Source organism: Kitasatospora sp. NPDC015121 (genome assembly GCF_055562955.1).
In genome coordinates, this window is record NZ_JBVHEH010000026.1 from 22,000 (window position 1) to 47,012 (window position 25,013).

General features: G+C 63.2%; 23 protein-coding genes. 15 read left to right on the forward strand and 8 right to left on the reverse strand.

Translation table 11 applies throughout. From position 1 onward, the window contains the following. The first annotated feature begins 30 nt into the window (after positions 1 to 30). Positions 31 to 1,536: a class I adenylate-forming enzyme family protein gene (locus ACZ3J7_RS31355; protein WP_298775643.1), complete on the forward strand. Its 1,506-nt coding sequence runs from the start codon at positions 31 to 33 to the stop codon at positions 1,534 to 1,536. 10 nt (positions 1,537 to 1,546) lie between these two features. Further along, positions 1,547 to 3,253, forward strand: a complete 1,707-nt coding sequence (locus ACZ3J7_RS31360) for an acyl-CoA dehydrogenase family protein (RefSeq protein WP_298775641.1) — start codon at positions 1,547 to 1,549, stop codon at positions 3,251 to 3,253. Here the strand turns inward: ACZ3J7_RS31360 and ACZ3J7_RS31365 are convergent. Beyond that, complete coding sequence (locus tag ACZ3J7_RS31365; RefSeq protein ID WP_200313079.1) at positions 3,250 to 4,128, reverse strand: LysR family transcriptional regulator; 879 nt, start codon at positions 4,126 to 4,128, stop codon at positions 3,250 to 3,252. The two genes, ACZ3J7_RS31360 and ACZ3J7_RS31365, sit on opposite strands and share 4 nt — an antisense overlap. 145 nt (positions 4,129 to 4,273) lie before the next feature. Between ACZ3J7_RS31365 and ACZ3J7_RS31370 the strand changes: the two genes are divergently transcribed. Genes ACZ3J7_RS31370 through ACZ3J7_RS31380 form a run of 3 tightly spaced genes read left to right on the forward strand, consistent with a single transcriptional unit; the run spans position 4,274 to position 8,585 of the window. Further along, positions 4,274 to 5,644: an MFS transporter gene (locus tag ACZ3J7_RS31370; RefSeq protein ID WP_095973566.1), complete on the forward strand. Its 1,371-nt coding sequence runs from the start codon at positions 4,274 to 4,276 to the stop codon at positions 5,642 to 5,644. Then, positions 5,644 to 7,359 carry an acyl-CoA dehydrogenase family protein gene (locus tag ACZ3J7_RS31375; RefSeq protein ID WP_298775637.1) on the forward strand — a complete coding sequence of 572 codons (1,716 nt, stop codon included), beginning with the start codon at positions 5,644 to 5,646 and terminating at the stop codon, positions 7,357 to 7,359. The genes ACZ3J7_RS31370 and ACZ3J7_RS31375 overlap by 1 nt, the downstream gene beginning before the upstream one ends. After that, positions 7,356 to 8,585, forward strand: a complete 1,230-nt coding sequence (locus tag ACZ3J7_RS31380; RefSeq protein WP_298775635.1) for a CaiB/BaiF CoA transferase family protein — start codon at positions 7,356 to 7,358, stop codon at positions 8,583 to 8,585. Before ACZ3J7_RS31375 ends, ACZ3J7_RS31380 begins: the two co-directional genes overlap by 4 nt. On the opposite strand, the gene ACZ3J7_RS31385 is transcribed toward ACZ3J7_RS31380, so the two are convergent. Continuing rightward, positions 8,507 to 9,301, reverse strand: a complete 795-nt coding sequence (locus tag ACZ3J7_RS31385) for an LLM class F420-dependent oxidoreductase (RefSeq protein WP_095973563.1) — start codon at positions 9,299 to 9,301, stop codon at positions 8,507 to 8,509. The two genes, ACZ3J7_RS31380 and ACZ3J7_RS31385, sit on opposite strands and share 79 nt — an antisense overlap. Positions 9,302 to 9,612: 311 nt before the next feature. Between ACZ3J7_RS31385 and ACZ3J7_RS31390 the strand changes: the two genes are divergently transcribed. Together ACZ3J7_RS31390 and ACZ3J7_RS31395 are read left to right on the forward strand one after the other, a co-directional pair. After that, a complete protein-coding gene (locus ACZ3J7_RS31390; protein ID WP_054187251.1) occupies positions 9,613 to 10,221 on the forward strand; it encodes a ClpP family protease in 609 nt (202 codons plus the stop codon). 4 nt (positions 10,222 to 10,225) lie between these two features. Then, on the forward strand, positions 10,226 to 10,813 hold the full coding sequence (locus ACZ3J7_RS31395) for an ATP-dependent Clp protease proteolytic subunit (protein WP_003945993.1): 588 nt from the start codon (positions 10,226 to 10,228) through the stop codon (positions 10,811 to 10,813). On the opposite strand, the gene ACZ3J7_RS31400 is transcribed toward ACZ3J7_RS31395, so the two are convergent. The 3 genes from ACZ3J7_RS31400 to ACZ3J7_RS31410 are packed head-to-tail and all read right to left on the reverse strand — an operon-like array spanning position 10,814 to position 12,562. Then, entirely contained in the window at positions 10,814 to 11,227 is a 414-nt protein-coding gene (locus ACZ3J7_RS31400) for a helix-turn-helix domain-containing protein (protein ID WP_465626781.1), read from the reverse strand. A gap of 16 nt (positions 11,228 to 11,243) precedes the next feature. Next, positions 11,244 to 11,741: a TIGR04338 family metallohydrolase gene (locus ACZ3J7_RS31405; protein ID WP_124568466.1), complete on the reverse strand. Its 498-nt coding sequence runs from the start codon at positions 11,739 to 11,741 to the stop codon at positions 11,244 to 11,246. After that, positions 11,738 to 12,562 carry a DUF2786 domain-containing protein gene (locus ACZ3J7_RS31410; protein ID WP_095971623.1) on the reverse strand — a complete coding sequence of 275 codons (825 nt, stop codon included), beginning with the start codon at positions 12,560 to 12,562 and terminating at the stop codon, positions 11,738 to 11,740. Before ACZ3J7_RS31410 ends, ACZ3J7_RS31405 begins: the two co-directional genes overlap by 4 nt. A gap of 114 nt (positions 12,563 to 12,676) precedes the next feature. Here ACZ3J7_RS31410 and ACZ3J7_RS31415 point away from each other — a divergent pair, with 114 nt between their 5' ends. The 6 genes from ACZ3J7_RS31415 to ACZ3J7_RS31440 all read left to right on the forward strand — a co-directional run bounded on the left by ACZ3J7_RS31415 (position 12,677) and on the right by ACZ3J7_RS31440 (position 19,770). Further along, positions 12,677 to 13,750: an ABC transporter ATP-binding protein gene (locus ACZ3J7_RS31415; protein WP_298775629.1), complete on the forward strand. Its 1,074-nt coding sequence runs from the start codon at positions 12,677 to 12,679 to the stop codon at positions 13,748 to 13,750. Between the two features lie 170 nt (positions 13,751 to 13,920). Next, a complete protein-coding gene (locus ACZ3J7_RS31420; protein WP_003946022.1) occupies positions 13,921 to 15,210 on the forward strand; it encodes an ABC transporter substrate-binding protein in 1,290 nt (429 codons plus the stop codon). Between the two features lie 20 nt (positions 15,211 to 15,230). Beyond that, complete coding sequence (locus ACZ3J7_RS31425) at positions 15,231 to 16,406, forward strand: carbohydrate ABC transporter permease (protein ID WP_185564744.1); 1,176 nt, start codon at positions 15,231 to 15,233, stop codon at positions 16,404 to 16,406. Then, entirely contained in the window at positions 16,403 to 17,239 is an 837-nt protein-coding gene (locus ACZ3J7_RS31430) for a carbohydrate ABC transporter permease (RefSeq protein WP_003946046.1), read from the forward strand. The genes ACZ3J7_RS31425 and ACZ3J7_RS31430 overlap by 4 nt, the downstream gene beginning before the upstream one ends. Before the next feature lie 46 nt (positions 17,240 to 17,285). After that, positions 17,286 to 17,468 carry a hypothetical protein gene (locus ACZ3J7_RS31435; protein WP_003946032.1) on the forward strand — a complete coding sequence of 61 codons (183 nt, stop codon included), beginning with the start codon at positions 17,286 to 17,288 and terminating at the stop codon, positions 17,466 to 17,468. Between the two features lie 277 nt (positions 17,469 to 17,745). Beyond that, a complete protein-coding gene (locus tag ACZ3J7_RS31440; protein ID WP_465626785.1) occupies positions 17,746 to 19,770 on the forward strand; it encodes a transglycosylase domain-containing protein in 2,025 nt (674 codons plus the stop codon). Positions 19,771 to 19,784: 14 nt separating this feature from the next. Here ACZ3J7_RS31440 and ACZ3J7_RS31445 read toward each other — a convergent pair whose 3' ends face one another. Together ACZ3J7_RS31445 and ACZ3J7_RS31450 are read right to left on the reverse strand one after the other, a co-directional pair. Continuing rightward, positions 19,785 to 21,083, reverse strand: coding sequence for a T3SS (YopN, CesT) and YbjN peptide-binding chaperone 1 (locus ACZ3J7_RS31445; RefSeq protein WP_200313073.1), 1,299 nt, complete (start codon positions 21,081 to 21,083; stop codon positions 19,785 to 19,787). Between the two features lie 141 nt (positions 21,084 to 21,224). Beyond that, positions 21,225 to 22,283 (reverse strand): SDR family oxidoreductase, encoded by a 1,059-nt coding sequence (locus ACZ3J7_RS31450; RefSeq protein ID WP_296555169.1) that lies wholly within the window; start codon positions 22,281 to 22,283, stop codon positions 21,225 to 21,227. A 91-nt stretch (positions 22,284 to 22,374) separates the two neighbouring features. Here ACZ3J7_RS31450 and ACZ3J7_RS31455 point away from each other — a divergent pair, with 91 nt between their 5' ends. Beyond that, positions 22,375 to 22,686 (forward strand): ArsR/SmtB family transcription factor, encoded by a 312-nt coding sequence (locus ACZ3J7_RS31455; protein WP_214889273.1) that lies wholly within the window; start codon positions 22,375 to 22,377, stop codon positions 22,684 to 22,686. Positions 22,687 to 22,836: 150 nt separating this feature from the next. Then, the gene (locus tag ACZ3J7_RS31460) at positions 22,837 to 24,228 is read left to right on the forward strand and encodes an amidase (RefSeq protein ID WP_298775617.1); all 1,392 of its coding nucleotides are present in this window, start codon (positions 22,837 to 22,839) and stop codon (positions 24,226 to 24,228) included. Here ACZ3J7_RS31460 and ACZ3J7_RS31465 read toward each other — a convergent pair. Next, on the reverse strand, positions 24,220 to 24,951 hold the full coding sequence (locus tag ACZ3J7_RS31465) for an oxygen-binding di-iron domain-containing protein (protein ID WP_095971628.1): 732 nt from the start codon (positions 24,949 to 24,951) through the stop codon (positions 24,220 to 24,222). The two genes, ACZ3J7_RS31460 and ACZ3J7_RS31465, sit on opposite strands and share 9 nt — an antisense overlap. Between the last annotated feature and the right edge of the window lie 62 nt (positions 24,952 to 25,013).

Consider the following 25,013-nt stretch of genomic DNA (forward strand, 5'->3'; position numbering starts at 1 on the left):
TTCGAGCGTGATTCTCCGACAAGGACTTCGATGGACATCGTTCGCGTATTCGACAGCAACGTCACCAAGACCCCGGACAAACCCTTCCTGATATTCGACGGTCACGATCACACGTACTCCCAGGTTCAGGACGGAAGTCGGCGCGCCGCAGGATATTTACAGTCGCTGGGCGTGCAGCCAGGTGACCGTGTGGCGCTGATGTGTTACAACACTCCAGGATTCGTGTACGCGATGCTCGGTGCCTGGCGCTTGGGTGCCGTCGTGGTTCCCGTCAATCACAAGATGCAGACTCCGGAAGTTGCCTACGTGCTGGGGCACGCGAAGGTGTCGGTGTGCGTCTTCGACGGTGAGTTGGCGCCGGTCGTCGATCGATTGGAGACCACAGCCAAGCTGATCAGCACGGACTCTGTCGCAGACGGTTTCGACTTCTTCGACGACGCCATCACTCGCCAGGAGGGTGTTGACGGTATCGACATCGACGAGAACGATCCTGCCGAGATCCTCTACACCTCGGGGACTACCGGCTCGCCCAAGGGTTGCGTCCACAGCCATCGCAACGTCGTCGGCGTAGCCGTCACCGCGGCCCTTGCCGTGTCGACGACTCGAGACGAGCGACTGCTCATGGCCGTCCCGATCTGGCACGCTTCCCCACTGAACAACTGGTTCATGTCCACGCTCTACATGGGCGGAACCGTCGTGCTGCTGCGCGAGTATCACCCCGTCAAGTTCCTGGAAACAGTTCAGGAACAGCGTATTACCCTCTGCTTCGGGCCACCGGTCATCTACACCACCGCACTCAACCTGGTGCCGAACTTCGCCGACTACAACCTCGGCAGCGTTCGTGCGTGGCTGTACGGCGGCGGACCGATCGGTGCGGATGTTGCTCGGCGACTGGTGGAGTCGTACGGCACCACCGAATTCCGGCAGGTCTACGGCATGACCGAGACCGGGCCCGTCGGGACTGTGCTGTACCCCGAAGAGCAATTGAGCAAAGCGGGCTCGATCGGCCGCGTCGCGCTGGCCGGCGTCGACCTGCGACTGGTTGCCGATGACGGCACCGACGCGGAGCCCGATCAGATCGGTGAGATCTGGCTGCGCGCCGACACCGTCATGCAGGGGTACCTCGACGACCCCGCTGCCACGAAGGCTGCATTTGCCGACGGAGGTTGGTATCGCACCGGCGATCTGGCGCGTAAGGATGCGGACGGCTACCTCTTCATCGTCGATCGCGCGAAGGACATGATCATCACGGGCGGCGAGAACGTCTACTCCAAGGAGGTCGAGGACGTGATCTCCGGCCACCCGGACGTCGTCGACGTCGCCGTTGTCGGAAAACCCAACGAAGAATGGGGCGAGACCGTCGTCGCACACGTCGTCTGGCGTGAACCGGATGTCATCAGCGCCGACGACATCAAGGATTACCTCTCGGACAAGTTGGCGCGCTACAAGATTCCGCGTGAAGTGGTGTTCGCGACCATCCTTCCGCGCACGCCGACCGGCAAGATCCAGAAGCACCTCATCCGCGCCGCGAGCTGAAAGGCCTGTCATGACTGATATTTCCGAGAAGACTGTCTCCGAGAACACCGTCACCCACCCGGCGCCGCATCGCACCCATGCAGTGCTCAACCAGTCGGTACCGCGCACGGACGTCAACGAGTTCCTGCTCGATACGGTCCTGGTCGAAGGCGTCGCGCGCCACGACGCCGATTGGGCCACCAGTGAACTCACCGACATCGGTGAACTGGTCGGCAGTGCCGGGTTCCAGCACGACGCGGAGCTGGCCAACACGGTGATCCCCGAACTGAAGACCTTCGATCGCTGGGGAAACCGCATCGACGAGGTCGAATACCATCCGTCATATCACCGGATCATCTCTGCCGCCGTTGCGCACGGTGCTCACACCTCTGCCTGGGCTGACCCGAAGCCGGGTGCCAACGTGGCTCGGGCCGCGGCATTCATGCTTTTCTCCCAGGTCGAACCGGGTCACGCATGCCCGATCTCCATGACGCACGCCGTGATCCCCTCGCTCGAGCTGCAGCCGGATGTAGCCGCCCTCTGGAACCCGCGCGCCCTTTCTCGGAGCTACACCCCCGAGTTGGACGCTCCCGGAAAGGCATCCGCGATCTTCGGAATGTCGATGACGGAGAAGCAGGGCGGCTCCGACGTGCGAGCCAACACGACCATCGCCAAGCCGGCCGGACGTGGCGGCCCGGGTGCGGACTACCTGCTCACCGGACACAAGTGGTTCTGCTCGGCGCCGATGTCCGACGCCTTCCTGGTTCTCGCCCAGGCCGAAGGTACTGCCGGCGAGGGACTTTCCTGCTTCCTTCTGCCCCGCATCCTGCCTGACGGCACACGCAACGTTTTCCGTATCCAACGTCTGAAGAACAAGCTGGGCAACAAGTCCAACGCATCGTCCGAGATCGAACTCGACGGCACCGTCGGCACCATGATCGGCGAACCGGGCCGTGGTGTGCGGACCATCATCGAAATGGTGTCCCAGACGCGACTCGACTGCATTCTCGGCAGCACTGCGGGTATGCGTCAGTCGGTGGCCGAAGCGGTGTGGCATGCGCGGCACCGCAGCGCTTTCGGTGCCGTCCTGGCAGATCAGCCGGCAATGACGTCGGTACTTGCCGATCTGGCTCTCGAATCCGAAGCCGCGACCATCACCGCACTGCGATTGGCTCGCGCCCAGGACGAGGACGCGGACGAGCAGGAGAAGGCTTTCCGCCGACTCGCGACAGCCGTTGCGAAGTACTGGATCTGCAAGCGCGGTCCGCACCACTCCTACGAAGCCCTCGAATGCCTGGGCGGCAACGGTTACACCGAGGACTTCCCGCTTGCCCGTCGCTACCGTGAGCAGCCCGTCATGGCCGTGTGGGAGGGGTCAGGCAACGTCATCGCGCTCGATGTCCTGCGCGCGATGACCCGTGAACCCGATTCCGTTGCGGCCTTCGACCACGAGATCAACCTCGCTCGCGGGAACAACCCGGACCTCGATCAGCACCTCGATCGGGTGCGACGCCAACTCGGTGAGCTCGCCACGATGGCACCCGCCGACGCCCAGCTCCGCGCTCGGACCGTCGTCGAGGCTATGGCATTGGCACTGCAGGCCTCGCTCATGGTGCGCCACTCCCCGGCCGCTTCGTCCGATGCCTTCATTGCCGCTCGCCTCGGCGCCGACCGCGGTCACGAGTACGGAACTCTTCCTGTAGGAACGGATTTCGCGGGGATTCTCGCGAGAGCCTAAGGCTGCTCCTTCAGCACCCTGGTGACGGTGTGTACTGCCGGCGTCGGATTGTTCGGTCGCCATGCCATCGCGATTTTCAGCGTGGGCGTGGCCCCGGCGATCGGCAGGTACACGACCCCGTCCATGGACAGATGCGCCGTCGACTCCACGACGACGGCGATCCCGACCCCCGCTCCGACCATGGCCAACAGGCTGTACGGATCGGGGGCTTCGTGCGCGACGGTGGGCGTGAAACCTGCTGTGGCGCACACGGACAACGTCGCATCGCGCACCACCGAGCCGTGCTCGGCGGGATACATCACGAATCGTTCGGTTGCCAGGTCTTCCGGTGACACGGAGTCGTGGGTACTGAGGTGATGCCTGGCCGGAACTGCGACCATCAAGGTTTCCTCGCGCACCGTGTGAGTCTCGAATCCGCGCGGAATGGGCAGGCCGACTATGCCCATGTCGAGTGTTCCGCGTCGGAGAGCGTCGAGCACCTCACCCGAGTACATCTGCGGCCGTAGTTCCAGTTCGATTCCCGGATGGGAGTCGGCCAAGGACCGTGTGAGAGCCGACAGCACCGTGTAGCCGCCGGTTCCGCCGAAACCCACCGTGACACGGCCTGTTTCCCCGGTCGAGGCAGCCGATGCGATATCTCTGACGAGGGCAATCTGCGCTTCGATGATCCGTGCAGGCGTGACCAAGGCTTCACCGGCGGCGGTCAACTGCACTGACCTGGTAGTCCGGACGAACAGGTCGGTGCCGAGTTCGCGCTCGAGCGCCCGAATGGTTTGGCTGAGCGGGGATTGCCCGATGTGGAGTCGCTCGGCGGCCCGGCCGAAATGAAGTTCGTCGGCGACTGCGAGAAACGCGCGCAGCTGACGCAGTTCCATGTCGCTCCTTCCGGTTTCATTATGTGGTTGTCCCACATAAATGAGTCGAACTAAGTCTTGGACTCTACATGGATTTCGGACGATAGTGATTCACGCCTCACATTGCATCCCTTGGTGATGCCCGACGCGAGAATCAGGGAGAACCGTGGATCAAAACCCAGGTCACGACACCAGTCCACCCGAATACAGCACCAAACAGGCGCGCAAGGCCGGAATCACGGCGTTTGTCGGAACGACCATCGAATGGTTCGACTTCTACATCTACGGAACCGCATCAGCCTTGGTCCTTGGCCCACTGTTCTTCCCAGATGCGTCGCCGGCCGTGGGAACACTCGCAGCCTTCGCGACCTTTGCCGTGGGATTCGTGGCTCGGCCGGTCGGCGGAGTGGTGTTCGGGCACTTCGGAGACAAATTCGGCCGCAAGAACGCCGTGATCATCACTCTCGCTCTGATGGGGTTGGGAACGGTCGGTGTCGGCCTCCTCCCTACGTACGCACAGATCGGGATCTGGGCGCCGATACTGCTTGTGGCACTTCGTGTTCTCCAGGGCATTGCCATGGGCGGCGAATGGGGTGGCGCCGTATTGATCGCCACCGAGTTCGCTCCCCCGAAGAAGAAGGTGCTCTACGGGGCGTTTGCGCAGCAGGGTTCGCCGGTCGGAAATCTGCTCGCGACACTCGCGTTCCTCGGCCTGACCTTGATGTCGGATTCGGTGTTCGAGTCGTGGGGTTGGCGTCTGCCGTTCCTCGGATCCGCAGCGTTGGTGATCGTCGCTCTCTACATCAGGCTGCACATCTCCGAGACACCCGAAATGAAGAAGGCTGTTGCGGCACAGGAACGTACACGGATGCCGCTGGTTGAAGTGTTGCGTTCGCATCCCGTCGAACTTGCTCTCGGCGTCGGCGCTGTGGTTGCCGGTGTTGCCATCACGTACGTCAAGACCACCTTTGCGCTCTCATGGGCGACAACGGATCTCGGCTTCGAGCGCAGCGACTTTCTTCTTGTCATCACCGTGGCACTGGTAGCCCAGGCGCTCGTACAGCCTTTCGGCGCTGTGCTGGCCACGCGGATCGATCCGTCGAAAGCGGTCCGTTGGATGCTGCTGCCGGAGATCGTGCTCCTGCCACTGATGTTCGTGCTGGTTCAGACGGGCTCCGTGCCCCTGGCGATTTTGGGTATGGTGCTCGCAACGGCCCCTCATGCAATGTATTACGCCGCCTTGGCCGGCATTCTGGCGCAGGTATTCCCCACCAACGTTCGGTACACGGGCATCTCTCTGTCGTACCAACTCTCGACCGCCGTTTTTGCCGGAACGGCCCCGATGGTCAGCCAGTATCTGCTGACACGCACCAACTCGATCTGGCCGGTCGTAGCTCTCGGGCTCGTGTATGTCGTTCTCTCCCTCGTCTGTATGACTGCTTTGTTGCGCAGGAGTGCGCTGCGCGCGCAAGGGTCGGAGTCGACGAGCTCTTCGAACGTGACCGATGTTTCCACCCTGAAAGGCGTTGACCACTGATGAACTTCGCACACACCGACCCCGCTCTGAAAGCGGTAGTGGACAGATGGACCACCGGGGCGGACCGGAAGACGATGAACGGCTTGCTCGACCGACTGGGTCGAGATGCCGCCGGCCGTTTGTCCGAGCTCGCCGACATCGCCGACAGGAATCCACCGGTGTTGCAGCAGTTCGACAAGGCTGGTGATCGCGTCGACCGGATTTCCTATCACCCGGCCTACCTGGAACTGTGCCGGGCGGCGTACAACGAGTACGGCCTGTCCGCCATGTCGCACCGAAAAGGGTTGCACGGATGGGGCTCCGTACCTCCGCCACTCGCGAAGTACCTCGCGTCGTACGTCTTCGTTCAGGCAGAGTTCGGGCTGGCCTGCCCGGTGTCGATGACAGATGCTGCTGCGCGGACGCTGCGTATGTTCGGTGATCCGGCCGTGTTCTCGCCCTGGATCGACGCGTTGACGTCGACCGATCCCGAGCATGCGAAGACGGGTGCGATGTTCATGACCGAGATTCAGGCAGGCACCGATATCGCCTGCACTGAAACGCGTGCCGAGCGCGACGGTGACGGATGGGTCCTGACGGGCAAGAAGTGGTTCGCCTCCAACCCCGATGCCGACGTGATCATCACCCTTGCAAGATTTCCGGGCGGACAGGATGGTTCGACGCGTGGAGTCGGAATGTTCATGGTGCCCAAGACTTTGGATTCCGGCGAGCGCAACAACCTCACGATCGATCGGCTCAAGGACAAGCTGGGTACACGTTCCATGCCGAGTGGCGAGGTGACGCTGGACCGCGCACACGCACTCCAGGTCGGCGAACTCGAACGAGGTTTCCGGCAGATGGCGGAAATGGTCAACACGTCGCGGTTGTCCAACGCGATGCGTTCGAGCGCTCTCATGCGCCGAGCGGTCCGCGAAGCCGTCGAACATTCGAAGAGCCGAGTCGTGTTCGGTAAGAGGCTCTTCGATCAGCCGCTGATGCGGGCGACTCTTCTTCCCCTCGCGCTCGATGTCGAGGCTTCGCTCGCGCTGGTGGCGTACAGCGCGCAGTGTCTTCAGGCTGCAGACGGTGGTGACGATCAAGCGCGAGCACGGATCAGGGTGCTGACGCCGATCGCCAAACACTTCGTGTGCAAACGTGCGCGTGTGGTCACCGGTGAGGCAATGGAGGTGCGCGGCGGAAACGGGTACATCGAGGAATGGGTCGATCCGCGACTCGTGCGGGACGCTCACCTCGGCTCCATCTGGGAGGGCTCGAGCAATGTCATTGCGCTGGACGTACTTCGGTGCCTACGCAAGTTCGATTCGCACCGCACGGTCGCGGGAGCGATGACGGACATCCTGTCCGCCGTCGGACCGGACTGCGAAGCCGGGGCCGGAGTTCTGTTGCGGCGCTGGGAGGAACTGGTCGATGAAGGAGATCGTCTGATCGCCGGAACCGACGATGCCGCGCAGGCTGCGAGTGCAAGGTACTCCGACGAGTTGGCTCGTACCGTCATGGCGACCCTGCTCTTCGACCTTGCGGATCACGGCATCCGAGAAGGTCGCGGGTACCGGTCACTGCTGGTGGCGAACTCCTACCTGGCCGGTCTAGCCGGGAAGGTGCCGTCGGCCGCGCTCGGCAAACTCGACGTGATAACCGACGGCGGCGACGTCGAGCTGGATGATGCACGTGACGTCGTAGCCGAGTTCCTTTCTGTAGCAGGAGGTCACCGGTGAATACTCCAACAGGCCCCGCACCCCTGGCCGGTGTCCGCGTCCTCGATCTGTCGAAGATCCTTGCCGGGCCGTACGCAACCATGTCACTTGCCGATCTCGGAGCCGACGTCACCAAGATCGAACACCCCGAGGGCGGTGACCCCACGCGTTCATGGGGACCTCCCTTCGTCGGGGTAGATGCCGCCTACTACCTCGCGATCAACCGCGGTAAGAAGTCGGTGACGATCGACCTCAAGTCCACCGAAGGGCAGGAGATCATCCACCGCATGCTCGAAGAGACCGATGTGGTGGTGGAGAACTTCAAGCCGGGCAGCGGATTACAGAAGATCTTCGACTACCAGGCACTGTCCGAGCGGTATCCCCACCTGATCACCCTGCACATCTCGGCGTTCGGTGAAGAAGGCCCACTGCGCGACGAGCCGGGTTACGACATGATCGCGCAAGCCGCTGGAGGGCTCATGTCGCTCACCGGTGAACCCGGCGGCGCCCCGATGAAGTCCGGGTTTGCGTTGGGAGATCTGGGCGCGGCGCTGTTCGGACTGGTCGGGGTGCTGGCCGCATTGGTCGAGCGAGGTCGCACCGGACGCGGACAGTACGTGACCACGTCGCTGTACGAGTGCCAACTCGCCATGCACGTGAACTGGGCGACCAGCTACTTCGCCACCGGTGAGCGTCCGACGGCGCTGGGCTCCGGTCACCCGAATCTTGCCCCCTACCAAGCATTTCCTGCCAGCAACGGGTACTTCGTCATCGCCGTCGGCAACGACGCGATGTGGGCGTCGCTGTGCGAGGCCATCGGTCGAGACGAACTGGCCACCGATCCTCGTTTCGTCCACAACCGTGAGCGGGTGGAGAACCGCGAGAGTCTGGAACGGGAACTCACCATCGCCTTCGCGTCGGACACCGTCGAACACTGGTGCACTCTTCTCGCCGAACGAGCGGTCCCGGTTTCACCGATCCGCCACCTCGACGAGATCTACTCCGATCCCCACACCGCCGCACTCGGCATGGTCGGAACCGTCGACCATCCGACGCTCGGTCCGCTCAAGCAAGTGGCCTTTCCGGTCAACTTCTCCGGCCGGAGGCCACGTCTGACGTCGGCGCCGCCCGTTCTCGGCGCCGACAACGACGAGGTGTTGGGGACCACTCAGGCGAGTCCGCTCAATGCCGGTGCCGTGTTGTCATCCCGCCAGCCGATGGCCTCGACGAGCGTTGTCAGGTCGTAGTCAGGTCCGCTGACGCCGACGGTGAAGAGCGAGACACCGTCGGCGACCAGGTCAGCAGCATTCTCGAGCCCAGGCCACGGAACCGAGTGCTCCACTTCGGTCGGGTTCCGGCCCACGTCGGCGCAATGGTCGGAGAGGATGTCCGACTTGCGCAGGTGTGTCTCGCGGTCACCGAAGCTGTGCCAGACGTCGGCGTACTCGGCGACGAGGCGCAGGGTCTTCTTCTCGCCGCCACCCCCGATGAGAACCGGGATATTGCGCGTCGGAGGCGGGTTGCCCTTGGCCAGGCGGCCCGTGATGCGGGGGAGGTATTCGCCCAGCAGTTTCAGCCGTGAACCGGGAGTGCCGAAGTCGTATCCGAACTGGTCGTAGTCCTTCTCGAACCAGCCGGCACCGATGCCGAGGATCAGACGTCCGCCGCTGATGTGGTCGACGGTTCGCGCCATGTCGGCCAGCAGATCCGGATTGCGGTAACCGCCGCCGGTGACCAGCGCGCCGATCTCGACGCGTTCGGTCTGCTCGGCCCAGGCGCCGAGCATGGTCCAGCATTCGAAGTGGGCGCCGTCGGGATCGCCGGTCAACGGGTAGAAGTGGTCCCAGTTGAAGACGATGTCCACCCCGGCGTCCTCGGACCGCAAGACGGCGTCGCGAATCAACCCGTAATCGGGTGCGTGCTGAGGTTGGAGTTGAACACCGATGCGTACCGGACGAGTCATGCCACGCTCCTGACGAGAGGAATGGTTGTCTTCTCCCATCATGGCCGGGTGTGCGCGGTACCGCTACCGCGGTCGGTGACGGGTATGCCCGCTTCTCATTTTCACCCCTTTTCGAGCGAACGGCACGTTCGGCGCCTTAGATCGACTGAACGTGCCGTTCGCTCAAAAAGGGGGCAGGCAGAAAGGGGGGCAGGCACAAAGGGGGGGCAGGCACAAAGGGGGGCAGGCAAAGGCGGCGGGCAAAACAGGGGCGATCTGCCCACAGCAGACAGGCGGGGCCCCGGCATCGCTGCGCCGGTAGGAATGGATTCATGACTACCGAAGCGCCCACAGATACCGGCTACCGTGACCTGTTGACAGACAGGCTCTTCCGACAGCGAACCATTCTGCTCACCGGCGAGGTCAACGACGCCATGGCCGAACGTGTGTGTTCGGAACTGGTACTACTCGCCACCACCGACCCCAAGCGCGACATCGTGCTCTACATCAATTCACCCGGCGGATCGGTGTTTGCCGGTCTGGCCATCTACGACACGATGAAGCTCATCCCCAACGACGTCGTGACGGTCGCGATGGGCTTCGCCGCCAGCATGGGCCAGGTGCTTCTCTGCTCCGGTACCCACGGCAAGCGAATCAGCCTGGCGCACAGCCGCATCATGATGCACCAACCTTCGGCAGGTATCGGTGGCACTGCGGTGGACATTGCGATCCAGGCCGAGAGCCTCGAGCTGATGAAGCGTCAATCGCAGGAAATCCTCGCCACCGAAACGGGCCGGACCGTCGAGGAGATCGAGACCGACAGTGATCGGGATCGTTGGTTCACCGCCGAACAGGCGCGCGAGTACGGGATCGTCGACCGCGTCGTGACGTCCTTCGCCGAGATCGCACCGCAAGCCACCTTCCCCAAGATCGGATTGTGACGTCATGTCCCAGTACACGATTCCCAGTGTCATCGAGCGAACACCAACGGGTGAGCGGTCTTTCGACATCTTCAGCAGGCTGCTCAACGAACGCATCGTTTTTCTCGGCACGGAGATCGATGACGGCGTCGCCAACGTCGTGATGGCTCAGATGCTGCATCTGCAAGCCGACAACCCGGATCGCGAAATCGGTTTGTACATCAACTCTCCCGGCGGTTCCACCACGGCGATGCTCGCGATCTACGACACCATGCAGTTCTTGAAACCGACGATTTCGACGTACTGCATGGGTCAAGCGGCTTCGGCTGCTGCAGTGCTTCTCGCCGCCGGCACTCCGGGCCATCGGCATGTTCTCGCCCATTCGCGGGTGCTGCTGCACCAACCGTCGACGCAAGGTAGCGGCACCATCTCGGACCTCGCGCTTCAAGCAGCCGAGATCCTGAGAATCCGGGAGCAGACCGAGGCGATTCTTAGCAAGCACACCGGTCAGAGCGTCGAGCGGCTCCGTAAGGACACCGATCGCGACAGGATCTTCACTGCCGACGACGCTATCTCCTACGGGCTGGCTGACACCCTCATCGAAGGGAACTGACTACGCTGCCATCAGGACGGGACCGGAGATCGGTGCGGGAGAATGTCCGAAGGTGAGGGAGTTGAGCGCAACGATCCTGTTGCCTGCTCGGAACAGCAGGTGTTCGAGCGGCATCCCGAGCGCTTCGCAGATGGCGCGCAGAATTTCCGACGACGGTTCCTTCTTGCCTCGTTCGATCTCGGAGAGGTACTGCTTCGACATCCCGACCTTTGCGGCTACGTCGTCGAGAGTTCGATCCTGATCGCGTCGGACCTCCCTCAACACTCGTCCGTAGGCTTCACGAATCAGTGGGGGTTTGCGGACGGCGACAGCCGGATCGGGGAGTTCCGACTCACCCTTGACCAGGACTAATCTCCGCGATGCCTCCATAGGCCGAGTATTCCAGCCGACCGGTTCGCGCACCACCCGGTTCACCGAGGGCTGATAACCCTCAACTTGTCTGGACACCGCCGGCAAGGAACATCGCTCGAAGAACGAAGGCCGCCTCGGGCCCGATGATCTCGCCGACCAGGCTCGTGTAGCGGTCGACGAACTCGGGTCCGTGGGAAGCCTCGTCGGAGGCTGGGTCGCCCAGGTGGTGCGCGAGTTCGTGCAGGACGACGAATTCTCGCAGTGCCCACCGGCCGTCACGGTCGTCTGGAACGGCGATGACGTCGTTCGAATAGTGGGCGGCGGCATTACCGGCGCGGGACCGTACGGACACCGAAACGGCTGCGCGAGGCCAGGTCTCCCGAACCCAGTTCAGTCCGAGTAGCTGATCGCAGTACGCCTGGACCGACTCCACGGAACCGAATTTGCGCTCGACCGGCAGGGTGATGGTGGAACCCATGACCTCGACGCTCCGAAGCCCGCGCTCGTCGGCGCGATCGAACATGGTGCGTACCAACGTCTCTGCCTCGTAGACGGCGCTCCGCTGCTTATCCCTCACGAGTCGAGCTGCCCGCGCACCCCGCCGATCTCCGGAAGGTTTCCCAGGCGTGCGGAGCGCGCCGCCCGATCACCCGCTCGTCGAGCATGCGAGGAATGCCCGGCGCTCGCGCGGCCACCGCCCCGCCACGTCCCACGCGCTTTGGAGTTGGACGAGTAGTAGTCCTTCAGCTCGATTTCCTTGTTACGCAGCACGAGTGCAGTTTCCGAAGACGACGTGGCAGATTCTGCGATCGCCGCCTTCTCCGTCTCCTGCTTCGTCTCGGCCAACCGAGCGCCGATGCGGGACGCGTACGCCATCTGGAAGTTCAGGCGCGCCGTCACTCCGGCCACCGGCTTGCGGACCTGCGTGCTGACGCGTCGTCGTCCACGAGTTTCGACGACTGTCCGCACGGACGTTTCGCCGCGGTACGCCCCGGAGCGTACGTAGGCGTCGGAGTCACGCACCATCTGGAAGAGCAGGCTCGAGTACAGGGCTTCGCACACGTCGATGTCACCGGCGAAGCCGTAGGCGTAGATGACGGCCGACGTCTGCGCGATGTCGCACTGCACGTCGTTGGCAGCGGCGATCGCGATGAACAACTGAGCGTACGTTCGCAGCCCGCGCTTGCCAGGTTCGCCGATGGTGATGAGCCGTTGAGTGGGCGTCGCACGTTTTTCAGAGGACGCGGTGTGCGCACGTGCGACCGCCAGGTCGATCGCGGAACCGGTGGCCAACCGCTGCGCGGCGGCCATGAAGGCTTCACCTTCGTGTGGATTGTCGGTGGACTCCGCTTGGCGAAGCAACGCACCGATGCGGGTCAGCATCTTCTCCGAACTCACCGTGAAAGACTACGCTCGCGCGCCGACACGGACGTTTATGCTGCTAGCGCACACGCTCACCCTCAACTTGGATCGTCCGGCACGTTCCTGCCGGTAGAAGGGATCAACCCCGTCATGGCTTCAGTGACTTTCGAGAGCACCACCTGCCTGTTCCCCGGATCGAGCACGCCGGCAGTGGACAACCTCGACCTCGAGATCGAGGACGGCGAGTTCCTCGTCCTCGTCGGACCCTCCGGCTGCGGAAAGTCGACCACCCTGCGCATGCTCGCCGGGCTCGAAGACGTCCACAGCGGACGCATCCTCATCGGCGACCGAGACGTCACCGGTCAGGAACCGAAAGAGCGCGACATCGCGATGGTCTTCCAGAACTACGCTCTGTACCCGCACATGTCGGTGGCCGAGAACATGGGTTTTGCGCTCAAGCTCGCCGGAACCAACAAGACGGAGATCCGCGCCCGCGTCGAAGAGGTCGCGAAGATGCTCGACCTCGAGCCGTACCTCGATCGCAAGCCCAAAGCGCTGTCCGGTGGTCAGCGTCAGCGAGTGGCGATGGGCCGCGCCATCGTCCGCCAGCCGCAGGTCTTCCTCATGGACGAGCCGCTGTCGAACCTCGACGCGAAACTCCGTGTGCAGACGCGTACGCAGATCGCTCAGCTGCAGCGACGCCTCGCGACGACGATGGTCTACGTGACCCACGACCAGGTCGAGGCGATGACGATGGGTGACCGCGTCGCAGTCCTCGAGAAGGGAATCTTGCAGCAGTGCGCCTCGCCGCGCGAGCTGTACAACAAGCCGAAGAACGTCTTCGTCGCCGGCTTCATGGGTTCACCCGCGATGAACCTCTTCACCCTCCCCGTCGTCGACGGCGGCGTCGCATTCGGCGACGGGATCGTTCCGGTTCCGCGCGAGACGATGAACGGCGTCGTCGAAACCGAGGTCGTTCTGGGTATTCGCCCCGAGCACCTCGAGATCGCCGCCGAAGGCCTGCCGATGGAGGTCGACGTCGTCGAAGAACTCGGTTCCGACGCCTACGTCTACGGACGCACCACGGTCGGTGGGCGGTTGCAGCAGATCGTTTCGCGTGGTGACTGGCGCAATCCGCCGCAGAAGGGCGAGCGCGTCAACCTGCGAGTCGACCCCGAGAAGGTGCACATTTTTGCCACCACCGACGGGCGCCGCCTGGGTTAGGTGGACCTGTCAAACGACACATGACCGATTCAGGTTCGGCGTAATACCCACAAGTACGGGTGTCTCGTGCCACAGTAGGGGCCGATGCCGGGAGCCGGCACCCATGGCGCATGCCGTGAGCCGGCTCTCGGTGACCGTCTATTTGTCATACACATACGGGGAGCGAATCCATGGTTCTGAACTCGAAGGCGATGCGCCGCGCTGCAATTGCAGCCACGGCAGCGTCCATGCTGGTACTGGCAGGCTGCTCGTCCGATTCGGACAAGGACAGCGGAACCAGCACGACGGCCGCATCCGGGGGATCGTCCTCGAGCGAAGGCCGCGGACCCATCACGATCGTCGAGGGGCAGGATGCCCTGAACGAGGCGCTCGAAAACATCATCACCGACTGGAACGCCGAGCATCCGGACGAGAAGGTCACGCTCAAGCCGCTGGCCAAGGAAGCCAACGCGCAGGTCGACGACATCACCCAGCGCATGCAGGCCAAGAGCGACGAGTACGACCTCATCGGTGTCGACGTCGTGAACACCGCGCAGTTCGCTGCAAACGGCTGGCTGCTGCCGCTCGAGGGTGACCTCGCGATCGACGAGTCCGGCCTCCTGCCGTCGACCGTCGCTTCGGGCACCTACAACGGCAAGCTCTACGCAGCGCCGAAGAACACCAACGCCGCGTTCCTGTACTACCGCAAGGACCTCGTCGAGAAGGCTCCCACCACGTGGGCCGAGCTCAAGGAAAACTGCCCGAAGGCTGTCGAAGCCGGCATCTCCTGCTACATCGGTCAGTTCAAGAACTACGAGGGCCTGACGGTCAACACCACCGAGATCACCAACGCTTTCGACGGCCCGTGGGTCGGCCCGGACGGACTCACCCCGGCCATCGACGACAAGACGAAGGCAGGCGTCCAGTCGATCGTCGACAACTTCGCCGACAACACCATCCCGCAGGAAGCACTGACCTACTCCGAGGGCGAGTCGCAGACCGCGTTCGGTGACGGCAAGGCACTCTTCATGCGCACGTGGTCCGGCTTCTCGGTCGACGGTGAGAAGACCTCGGTTGCGGGCAAGTACGGCTACACCGTTCTTCCGGGTGTCGACGGACCGGGTGCTTCGACGGTCGGCGGCTACAACGTCGGCATCAGCGCGTACTCGGACGCACCGGCCACGGCTCGTGACTTCCTCGAGTTCATGCAGACCAAGAAGTCGCAGACGTATTTCACCGAGGTCGGCGGCGCCCCCGTCCTCTCGGCTGTCTACGACGACCCGGCAGTGCTCGCTCAGTTCCCGTACTTCGCGACCCTGAAGGAAGCCCTCGCTACCGCTCAGCCGCGCCCCGTCACGCCGTACTACACGCAGGTGTCGAAGTCGATCTCCGACAACACCTACGCTGCTATTCGCGGCGAGAAGACCGTCGAGCAGGCCTTGGCGGACACCAAGGCCGGCATCGAAACCGCCGGTAACTGATCTACCAGGAGCAATAAGCAATGGCAGAACCGCAGGATCCTTCCGCGGCTGTGCCTACCAACCCCACGGTCGGGGCCGGTTCAACCGGTCCCGACCGTTCGGGCGTTGGTGGGAGACACCGTGCACCGGAACCGCTAGAAGAGCCGTCGGCATCCGAGGCAGCAGGGACATCCCTGACCAAGGTTCTGCCTGACCTTGCAGCTACTCCACCCCCACCGACCTCGCCCCCGCCTGCGTCGGCCGACAAGCCGAAGAAGCGTCGACGAGTTCCGGTGTGGGCGTTCGTCGCACCGTCGCTGATCGTTCTCGCCGTCATCATTCTGTATCCGCTCGGACGAGCGATCTGGATGTCGATGCACAGCGACGGCAAGAAACTCGATCCCGAGACCGGCATGTTCGTCACCGGACAGTTCACGTGGTTCGACAACTACAAGAACTGGATCACCGAGTCCTGCAACACCGCCAACGGTTCGATTCCCTGCCCGCCCGGCACACTCGGATCGCAGTTCTGGCAGTCGATCGGAAACACGTTCGGCTTCACCGTCGTCACCGTCCTGCTCGAGACGGTGATCGGTCTGTCGATGGCGCTGATCATGGCCAAGACGTTCCGCGGACGCGGTTTGCTCCGCGCTTCCGTGCTGATTCCCTGGGCCATCCCCACGGCGGTCACCGCGAAGCTGTGGTTCTTCATCTTCGCCAACGACGGCATTGCCAACAAGATCCTCGGCACCAACATCCTGTGGACGGCCGATCCCTGGCCGGCGCGATTCGCGATCGTCGTCGCCGACGTCTGGAAGACGGCGCCGTTCATGGCGTTGCTGATTCTCGCGGGTCTGCAGATGATTCCCGCCGACGTCTACGAGGCCGCCAAGGTCGACGGTGCGACGGCGTGGCAGCGGTTCCGCATGATCACGCTTCCACTGGTCAAGCCCGCACTCATGGTGGCGGTGCTCTTCCGCACGATGGACGCGCTGCGCATGTACGACCTGCCCGCGATCATGATGGGATCCAATCCGGCCACCTCCACCATCTCGGTTCTGGTGGTCGATCAGATGCGCGTCGGCGCCAATTCGGCGTCGGCACTGTCCACCATCACGTTCCTCATCATCTTCGCTGTGGCCTTCATCCTGGTCCGATTCCTCGGAGCCAATGCGGTCAGCACGCAGGAAAAGCAGCGGAAGGGGGAGCCGGTATGAACAAGGCACTACGCGGCAAGATCGGCACCTACATCGGCGTCGTACTGATCATCGTGTGGGGACTCGCTCCTTGCTACTGGATGATCGTGACGGCGCTGCGCGACCCGGCGGACACGTTCTCGACGTCGCTGTGGCCCACCAATCTCACGCTGTCCAACTTCACGGCGGCGCTCGATCCCGATGCCAAGGTGAACTTCACCCGGGCACTGATGAACAGCCTCATCATCGCGGGTGCGACCACGCTGATCGCCTTGGTCATCGGTGTGTTCACGGCGTACGCGCTCTCAAGGTTCGACTTCCGTGGCAAATACTTCGTCACCGGAATCATCCTCGGCGCGTCCATGTTTCCGGTCGTCGCCCTCGTGACTCCTCTGTTCCAGTTGTTCACCGACATCGGCTGGATCGGCAGCTACAAAGCGCTGATCATCCCGAACATCTCGTTCGTGCTGCCGCTGACGGTCTACACGCTGACGTCGTTCTTCTCCGAACTTCCGTGGGAGCTCGAAGAAGCGGCGCGTATCGACGGCGCCACCCGTGGCCAGGCCTTCCGTCTGATCATGCTGCCGCTCGCCGCGCCGGCGCTGTTCACCACCGCGATCCTGGCCTTCATCGCGACGGTCAACGAGTACCTGCTCTCGCTGCAACTCTCGAGTGACAAGACCGCGCCCGTCACGGTGGCGATGGCCAAGTTCTCCGGAACCGACCCATTCGTCACGCCGTACACCTCGATCATGGCCGGCGGAACCCTGGTGATGGTCCCGTTGGTCATCATGGTTCTCATCTTCCAGCGACGCATCATCGCCGGTCTGACCGCAGGCGGCGTCAAGTCGTGATGCGGGCCGCACGGTTTCGATGAGGCGGGCTTCGCGCGCCCAGCGCATGGAGCTGATTGCCGGCTTCATCTCGGTCTTCGCCCTCATGGCGTTGATCGGCGCTGTGGTTGCGATAGTCAAGGGTGACCCCGGCGTTATGCCGTCTTTGGTGCTGCTCGGTTGCGTCGTCGCTCTCGGGCTGGCGTTCCGCGGATATCGGAACGCGGTCCGAGCAGAACGTCGCGAGTAGCCAGCCCGGTAGGGTGACATTTCGGTATCGCAGTTGCCGGGAGTTATCTGATCGAGATATCACCCTGGTGGAATGGTGCCGGTAAGTCCGGATCCACGACCGGGAGTGTTGAGTGAGTCCATCGAACAGATCGAGTGCGACGGGTGGCGATCAGTCGTCGGCTCGATCGGGCAAGTCGGCTAATTCGCCTCGGTCGAGCAAGTCGGCCAAGCCGGCGAAGAAGCAGCGCTCCAAGTGGCGGTACGTCCGGCGGACCATCTACGTTCTCGTGCTCCTGATGATCATCGTGCCTGCGTCGGTTTTTGCTGTCGCGTACAGCCGGACCGACGTCCCGCGCCCCTCGGACATGCAGACCAATCAGGTGTCCACCATCTACATGGCCGACGGTACGACCGTGCTCGGGAAAGTGGTGCCGCCAGAGGGAAACCGGACCGAGGTCGCGTTGTCGGCCATCCCGATTCACGTCCGCGATTCGGTGCTCTCGGCGGAGGATCGTAACTTCTACACCAACCCCGGATTCTCGATCTCCGGATTTGCTCGCGCTGCCCGCGACAACGTGATGGGCAAGGAAAGCGCCGGCGGTGGCTCGACGATCACTCAGCAATACGTGAAGAACGTCTTGGTCGGCGACAAGCGCAGTATCGACCGGAAGCTGCGTGAGCTTGTCATCTCCGCGAAGATGGCGCGCGAGTGGTCCAAGGACGACATTCTTGCCGCGTATCTCAACACCATCTACTTCGGTCGCGGTGCGTACGGCATCGCCGCCGCGTCGAACGCGTACTTCGACAAGCCGGTCAGTGAGCTGAGCGTCGAGGAAGGCGCAGTTCTCGCGTCCGTCATCCAGAGCCCGTCGTTCCTGGACCCCGAGACCAATCTGTCCGCGCTGCAAGCGCGCTGGGATTACGTTCTCAACGGCATGGTGGATCTGGGCAGCCTGACCAAGACGGATCGCGACGCCATGCAGTTCCCGGCTGTCGCCCCCGCCAATCGGCCGACCGATCTGAACCAGGCGCCCGGACCCGAAGGCCACATCAAGGCCCAGGTACTCAAGGAACTGGCCGAGGCCGGGATCAGCGATCAGACGTTGAACACCGCTGGTCTGCAGATCACGACGACCATCGACCCGGTCGCGCAGGAAGCTGCGCTGAACGCCGTCAAGCGGAATCTCGAGGGCGAGCCGGAAGACCTGCGGACCGCAGTAGTGTCCATCGACCCCAAGACCGGTGGGGTCGACGCCTATTACGGCGGTGACGACGGAGCCGGCTTCGACTATGCCCAGGCACCGCTGCAGACCGGTTCAGCGTTCAAGGTCTTCGGTCTGGTCGCAGCATTGATGGAAGATATTCCGCTGTCCGCGCGGTTCGACAGTTCACCGCTCACGATCAACGGTGTGACGATCGGAAACGTCGGCGGCGAATCCTGTGGTCGATGCACCATCGCCGAGGCACTCAAGCGCTCGCTGAACACCAGCTTCTACCGGTTGATGCTCTCGATGGAGAACGGTCCCCAGAAGATCGCCGACGCCGCCCACCTGGCCGGAATCCCCGAACACATTCCAGGGCTCGACTACCCGACGCTCACCCAGGAGGGTGGCCCGCCGGAGAACGGAATCGTGCTCGGCCAGTATCAGTCTCGCGTTATCGACATGGCCTCCGCGTACGCGACGCTCGCTAACTCCGGCGTGTACCAGCAGCCGCACTTCATCCAGAAGGTCGTGACGGCCGAAGGTGAAGTCCTGCTCGATCGTCCGGTCTCGCCTGGTGAGCGTCGTCTTGATGCGGCCGTCGCGGACAACGTCACGCAGGCGATGCTGCCGATCGCGTCGTACTCGAACGGTCACGCGCTTGCCGGTGGACGCCCGTCCGCTGCCAAGACCGGCACCGCGCAGCTGGGTGACACCGGGCAGAACAAGGATGCATGGATGGTCGGTTACACGCCGTCGCTGTCCACCGCGGTCTGGATCGGTACTTCCGACGCGCAGGCCATCACCAACTCCTACGGCGGCTTGATCTACGGCTCCGGAGTGCCTGCCGACATCTGGAAGAGCACGATGGACGGCGCGCTGAAGGGATCCGACTGGGAGAGCTTCCCGTGGCCGGATCCCATCGGCGGGCAGGCCGGCGTTCCCGCGAACTCCGGCGTGACCTCGGGCGACGGGACGGGTACGCCCACAACGGGCGCGGCCGCTCCCCCAGCGCCCATCGAGGTGCCTGGCTTGCCGCCGATCGAAGTGCCGCCGCTCCCCCAGTTGCCGCGTCAGATCGAGATCCTGCCTGGCATCGTCATCCCACTACCGGGCTGACAGGCAGCGCCCGATTAGGCCTGATCGTCGAAGAGACCGAGCTGGGTCGGCGCTGCATCCTTGGCGGGCAGTACGACGACGCGCAGCCCGCGCCTGAGGTTGCGGATCGCGTGCGTCCACGCGCGCTTCTCGCCCGCACACAGGTCGGTGTCGTCGTCCTTGCGACGGATGGACTCGGTCAACGCCTCGTGCCAGGCCGTCTCCTGCTCCTGGCTGATCCGCAGGTAGTCGAGAATGGTGTCGCGGTCGTGCTCACAGATCACGGCAACCTCTTCGGCGCTGAGCTCACCCGTTCCGTCGGCGTCGAGTTCGAGGAGCGCCATGAGTGCCGGAGGAAATTCGTGGCACTCGTGTGACTCGTATTCGGCACCGGGATCTTCGTGCTCGGAGGCCATCCCGTCGTTGAAGGCGGTGTCTCCGGTAGCGCGAATGGGTTGCCCGCCCAGTTCTTCGGCGAGTTCGTCCGATGCTTCGGCCAATTCGGCGAACGAGCGCAGAGCCCGCAGCAGATGCTCGGCGACGAAGGGTGCACCGTCCACGCGGACCACGCCCAGCACACTCTGCTCGACGAGAATGAGTTTGATGGTCGGCCACTGCCGATTGAGCTGGGCAAGAACAACAGCAGCGTTCTCGAGGTTCTCCACCGAATGCACGACCCGCGAGAACACCTCCACGTACTCGTCGTCCTCGAGGACCCGAACGTAAGTGACCTGCTCACCGCGGACCAGTGGGATGTCGCCGTCGTCGTCACGCTTGGGCGGATGACCGAGAAGGCGTTCGACGGCTCCGTCGACCAGGATCCGCAGCATGTCTCCCGAACCCGAGGGAGCGTGCGACGGCGTCGTGGCGAACGCCGGCGTCGACTCGCGTCCACTGGTGCTGGCACGCAGGAACGACGGGTGCGCAATGCTCCACATCTCGCGAAAGACGCGGAGCACCTTTGTCACCAGTTCCTCGGGACGAGCGCGGTCGACGTCGATGTAGAAGGACATGGACCCGTTGCCCTCGGGCTCGTGCTCGCACAGATCGGGAGCGTTGAACCCCATGTCGAGCAGTGCCGAATGGTCTTCCGGTTCGAGCATCCGCAATGGATGCAGAAACCTGTTCGACGGAACTTCACAGCGCACGGAGGTCTGGTTCCATGCGAAGAACTGGATGCACGCGGGTGCGTCCGCCAGTTCGTCCATGCTGTCGTAATGCGACTCCACCACGAGGGTGTCGTCGTCCTCCATCACGGAGATGTAACGAGCGAGATGAGTCTCGAAAGTAGTCCAGGCACTCAGGATTTCCAGATCGAAAGTATTGTCCGACATCGCCGCTCCTCTGGTCCGGGGGCGCATGGGGCCCTACCGACGACTCGCCGAAACCCCTGCTTTTCAAACCCCGCCTACGACGGTAGTCCCGGGGTCCGACAGTGACAGTGTTCGCAGGATCCGAAGCGACCGTGTTTCCAGTCAGGGGATGATCTTCCGAGCCCGCAGATTGGCGAAGATGTCGAGGAACATCGCTTCGGTGTCGACGTGGCGGTGAAATCCGAACCGCCGAGCTTTCGATCCGTCAGCGAAAAAGTCGTAGTCCCATCCGAATACGAAGTCACCGAACCCCCAGGACGAGACATCGGCATACGGGGTTCGAGCAAGTTGGTGTTCCTCGACGAGTTCATCCCACACCGACTCCTTGTCCGCCATTGCGACATCGAGGGACATCGGGAGAGGAGGTGCGACGTCCATGTCGAAGAAGGCTGCGATCTTCGGCCACATTTCCTGCCAGCGAAACAGGTCGCCGTTGTTGATGTTGAACGCCTGATTCGCGCACTCGGGATTGGTCGCGGCCCAGACCGTTGCTTCGGCCAGGAGTCCGGCGTCGGTCATTTCGATCAAGCTGGTGTACGCGCCGGGTTTGCCGGGGAATCGGAGTGGGACACCCAGTTTCTTCGAGATGGTTGCGTAGACGGCGATGACCATCGCGAGGTTCATCGGGTTGCCCAATCCGAATCCGGAGACAACTGAGGGTCTGATCGCCGACCACGTCCACGATTTGCCGAGCTGCCTGCGTTCGAGGAACTGCTGTTGGTCGACGTTGAACTCGGGTGGCATGTGCGGTGGATCGCTCTCGCGGGCGGGAGTTTTGAACGGTCCGAGATGTGCCCCGTAAACCTTGTAGCCCTGCATCAGGCTGACGTGCTCGAGTTCGCCGGCAACGGGCTCGATGGCGTTGAGAGTGTTGACCAACATCGCCAAGTTGGGCGGAACCAGCTCGGCCCATGTCGGGCGGTCTTGATAGGCGGCGTAGAAGACGTGGGTGACGCCGTGCAGTCCGCTCAGTGCCTCCGCAGTCTGGGAAGGATCGAGCAGATCGACTGCGATGTGTTCGACCCGGTCGGTGTCCGTGCCGCCTCGGCGCGAGAGTCCGATGATCTTCCATTCGCCGGTTGATTCGAGGTGATCGATCAAGTTCCCACCGATCACACCACGGGCTCCGACCACGAGTGCGACTTTGTCGTGCTGCATCATTCCAACCTCCCATTGGTATATCGCGATGTTGCGATATAGGGAGTGAACCATACATATCGGCATTTCGCGATCTAGCGGTATGCTGACGAATATGAAAGACACGGCAACCGAGTGGGAAACGGCGTTCAAGGCGCTGGCCAACCCGATGCGTGTACAAATCCTGCAGTGGTTGAAAGACCCAGGAAGCTTTCCCCCTCAGCTCGAGCCTGCCGAGGAGGTCGGAGTGTGCCTCAAGCACATTCAAGCGAGGGCGAAGGTGTCGCAATCGACTGCGTCTCAGTACATGGCCGCACTCCAGGCCGCGGATCTGGTCACCACCACACGAATCGGCCAGTGGCGGCATTACAAACGAAACGAGCAACAGATCGAGAAGCTTGCTGCATTCATCAGGCAGGGTTTGTAGGTACCAGCGCCTGACCGATTCCTCCGGGGCTGCAGACGTTGTGGCAAAACCTCACATCGCCGGAGCCGTCGGTATGTGCAATGTGGTCGTTTCTCGCGTTGCTTGCTGTCTTTACGCTCGGCAGAGGAGTCGGGCGAGGAGAGGCATGCGATGAGTCGTGAGAGCTGGGTGGGCCGTGATGCCCGATCCATCGCCGAAGCCGTGCGGTCGGGTCAGGCGTCGGCGCGGACGGTCGTCGAAGGCCATCTCGCACGGGTCGACGAATGCAATGGCGAACTCAACGCGCTGGTCACCGTGTGCGCCGAAGAGGCTCTGGCGACCGCCGACAGCCTGGACGAACGTCGCCTTCTCGGCGAGACACTCGGTCCCCTTGCCGGGGTTCCGTTCACGGTCAAGGACCTGATCGCTACTGCCGGCGTGCGTACCACCGCCGGTTCTCGCACTCTGGCGGACAACGTCCCGGCCGTCGATGCACCGGCCGTTGCGGCGTTCAAGGCTGCCGGCGCAATTCTGATCGGCAAGACCAACACCCCGGAATTCGGCGCGTGCGGGCTGACTCGAAACGAACTGTTCGGCACCACGGCCAGCCCGGTGCGACCGGACGGCGTCGTCCGGTCCCCCGGCGGATCGAGTGGCGGTGAGTCCGCGTCGGTTGCTGCCGGAATGAGCGTGCTCGGACTCGGCACGGATTTTGGCGGCTCGGTGCGTTGGCCCGCCCACTGCACCGGCCTCACTTCGGTTCGTCCGACGCTCGGCCGTGTGGAATCCGAAGGGCAATACCCCGGCGTGCTTTCGGATGGACGGGTACTCGCCAATCCCGCGACGATGCACGGCACGATCCAGACCATCGGCCCACTGGCCCGCAACCTCGGTGATGCGACGCTTGCGCTGCGCGTCCTGTCGAAGCCGCATCTCGCGTGGACCGAGCCGGACTCGGTCGACGTCGAACACCTCGACATCCGCTGGGCACCCGGCGAGGGAACCATGCCCGTCGACGCCGAAATCCTGTCGGCGGTTCGCTCGGTGGCGAACAGTCTGGACGCGAGCGAGTACGACGGTTTGGCCCTGCCACGTGCGAACGGACTTTTCGGTGCGTTGCGATCGGTCGAGACCCACGCGGACATCCACTCTCTCGCTGCAGGCTCAGCGCACTCTTTCGGCGCGGACATCACCGCCATGCTTGCGGCAGGCCGTGATCGGAGTTCAGCCGAGGTGGAAGCGCTGTGGGCGGATCGCGCGGTGTTGATCGCCGGCTTCCTCGACGAGATGGGCGACGTTCTGATTCTGCCGGTTGCGTCGGTGCTCGCTCCGCCGCTCGGTGTGGAGAGCTTCGAGGTGGGCGGTCGCGAACTCACGTGGATGGACGCGCTCGCGAGTTGCCGGGCGATCAGTGTGCTCGGCCTTCCGTCGGTCGTGGTTCCGGTAGGACTCTCCCGCAACGGTTTACCGATCGGAGTGCAGGTGGTGGCGCGGCCGTTCCACGAGCATGTTGCGCTGTCCGTGGCGGCGCGAATCGCGTCGAACGCGCAGGCTTTAGTCTGACTTCCATCTTTCGGTTTCGGCTGCGAAACGTGTTGCGTACGAGTCGGCCAGGTCGTGAAGCGTGGTGACGCAATCGCCGTAGTACGTCGGTGCATGCATGGTCGCCAGAATCCGCGGCTCGAGATCGGCCAGGGCACGGATCGTGGGTTCGAGATCCGGGGTGAGGCAGGTGGCGTGGCCCAAGTCCTCGGCTTCCAAAGCGGGACCGACGATTTCGTGCTCGGTGGTCGCGGGGTGGTGCCCGAACGCGGTGAAGAGATCTCCGCAGAACAAAGTGGACGTCGTCTCCTCGAACATCAGGCCCGCGTCCCACCCGTGTGGGACGTGCGGGGTGTCGATGTGCCGAACCCGGCGGCTGCCGGTTTCGAGTACGTCGCCGTCCTGCAAGGGAAGTGGCGCCCGATCGGCCAGATCGTTGACCTGGACGAAGCACCCCATCGCGCCGTGGGCCACTTGTGCTTCGGGGGCTGCCGCAAGCCAGGAGTTCATTGATCCGCACTCGTCGGCCTCGACGTGACCGAACGTGATCCATTTCAGTCGGCCGATGTCGATCAACGTGGAGAGTGCGTCGGAAGCCGAGGTGAACAACGCGCGCTGCCCGGTGTGGAAGAGCAGGGGTTCCTCGCCGTCGACGAGAAACTGGTTCATCGTGAGGTTGGCTTCGTCCACGAAGGTCGACAGTCGGTAGATGTCCGGCGCGATTTCGGTGATCGTGGTGGTCATCGCTGTGCTCCGATCAGGGCTGCTGTACACGTCAAGCTGTCTTCTCCAGCCTTCTCGCCGCC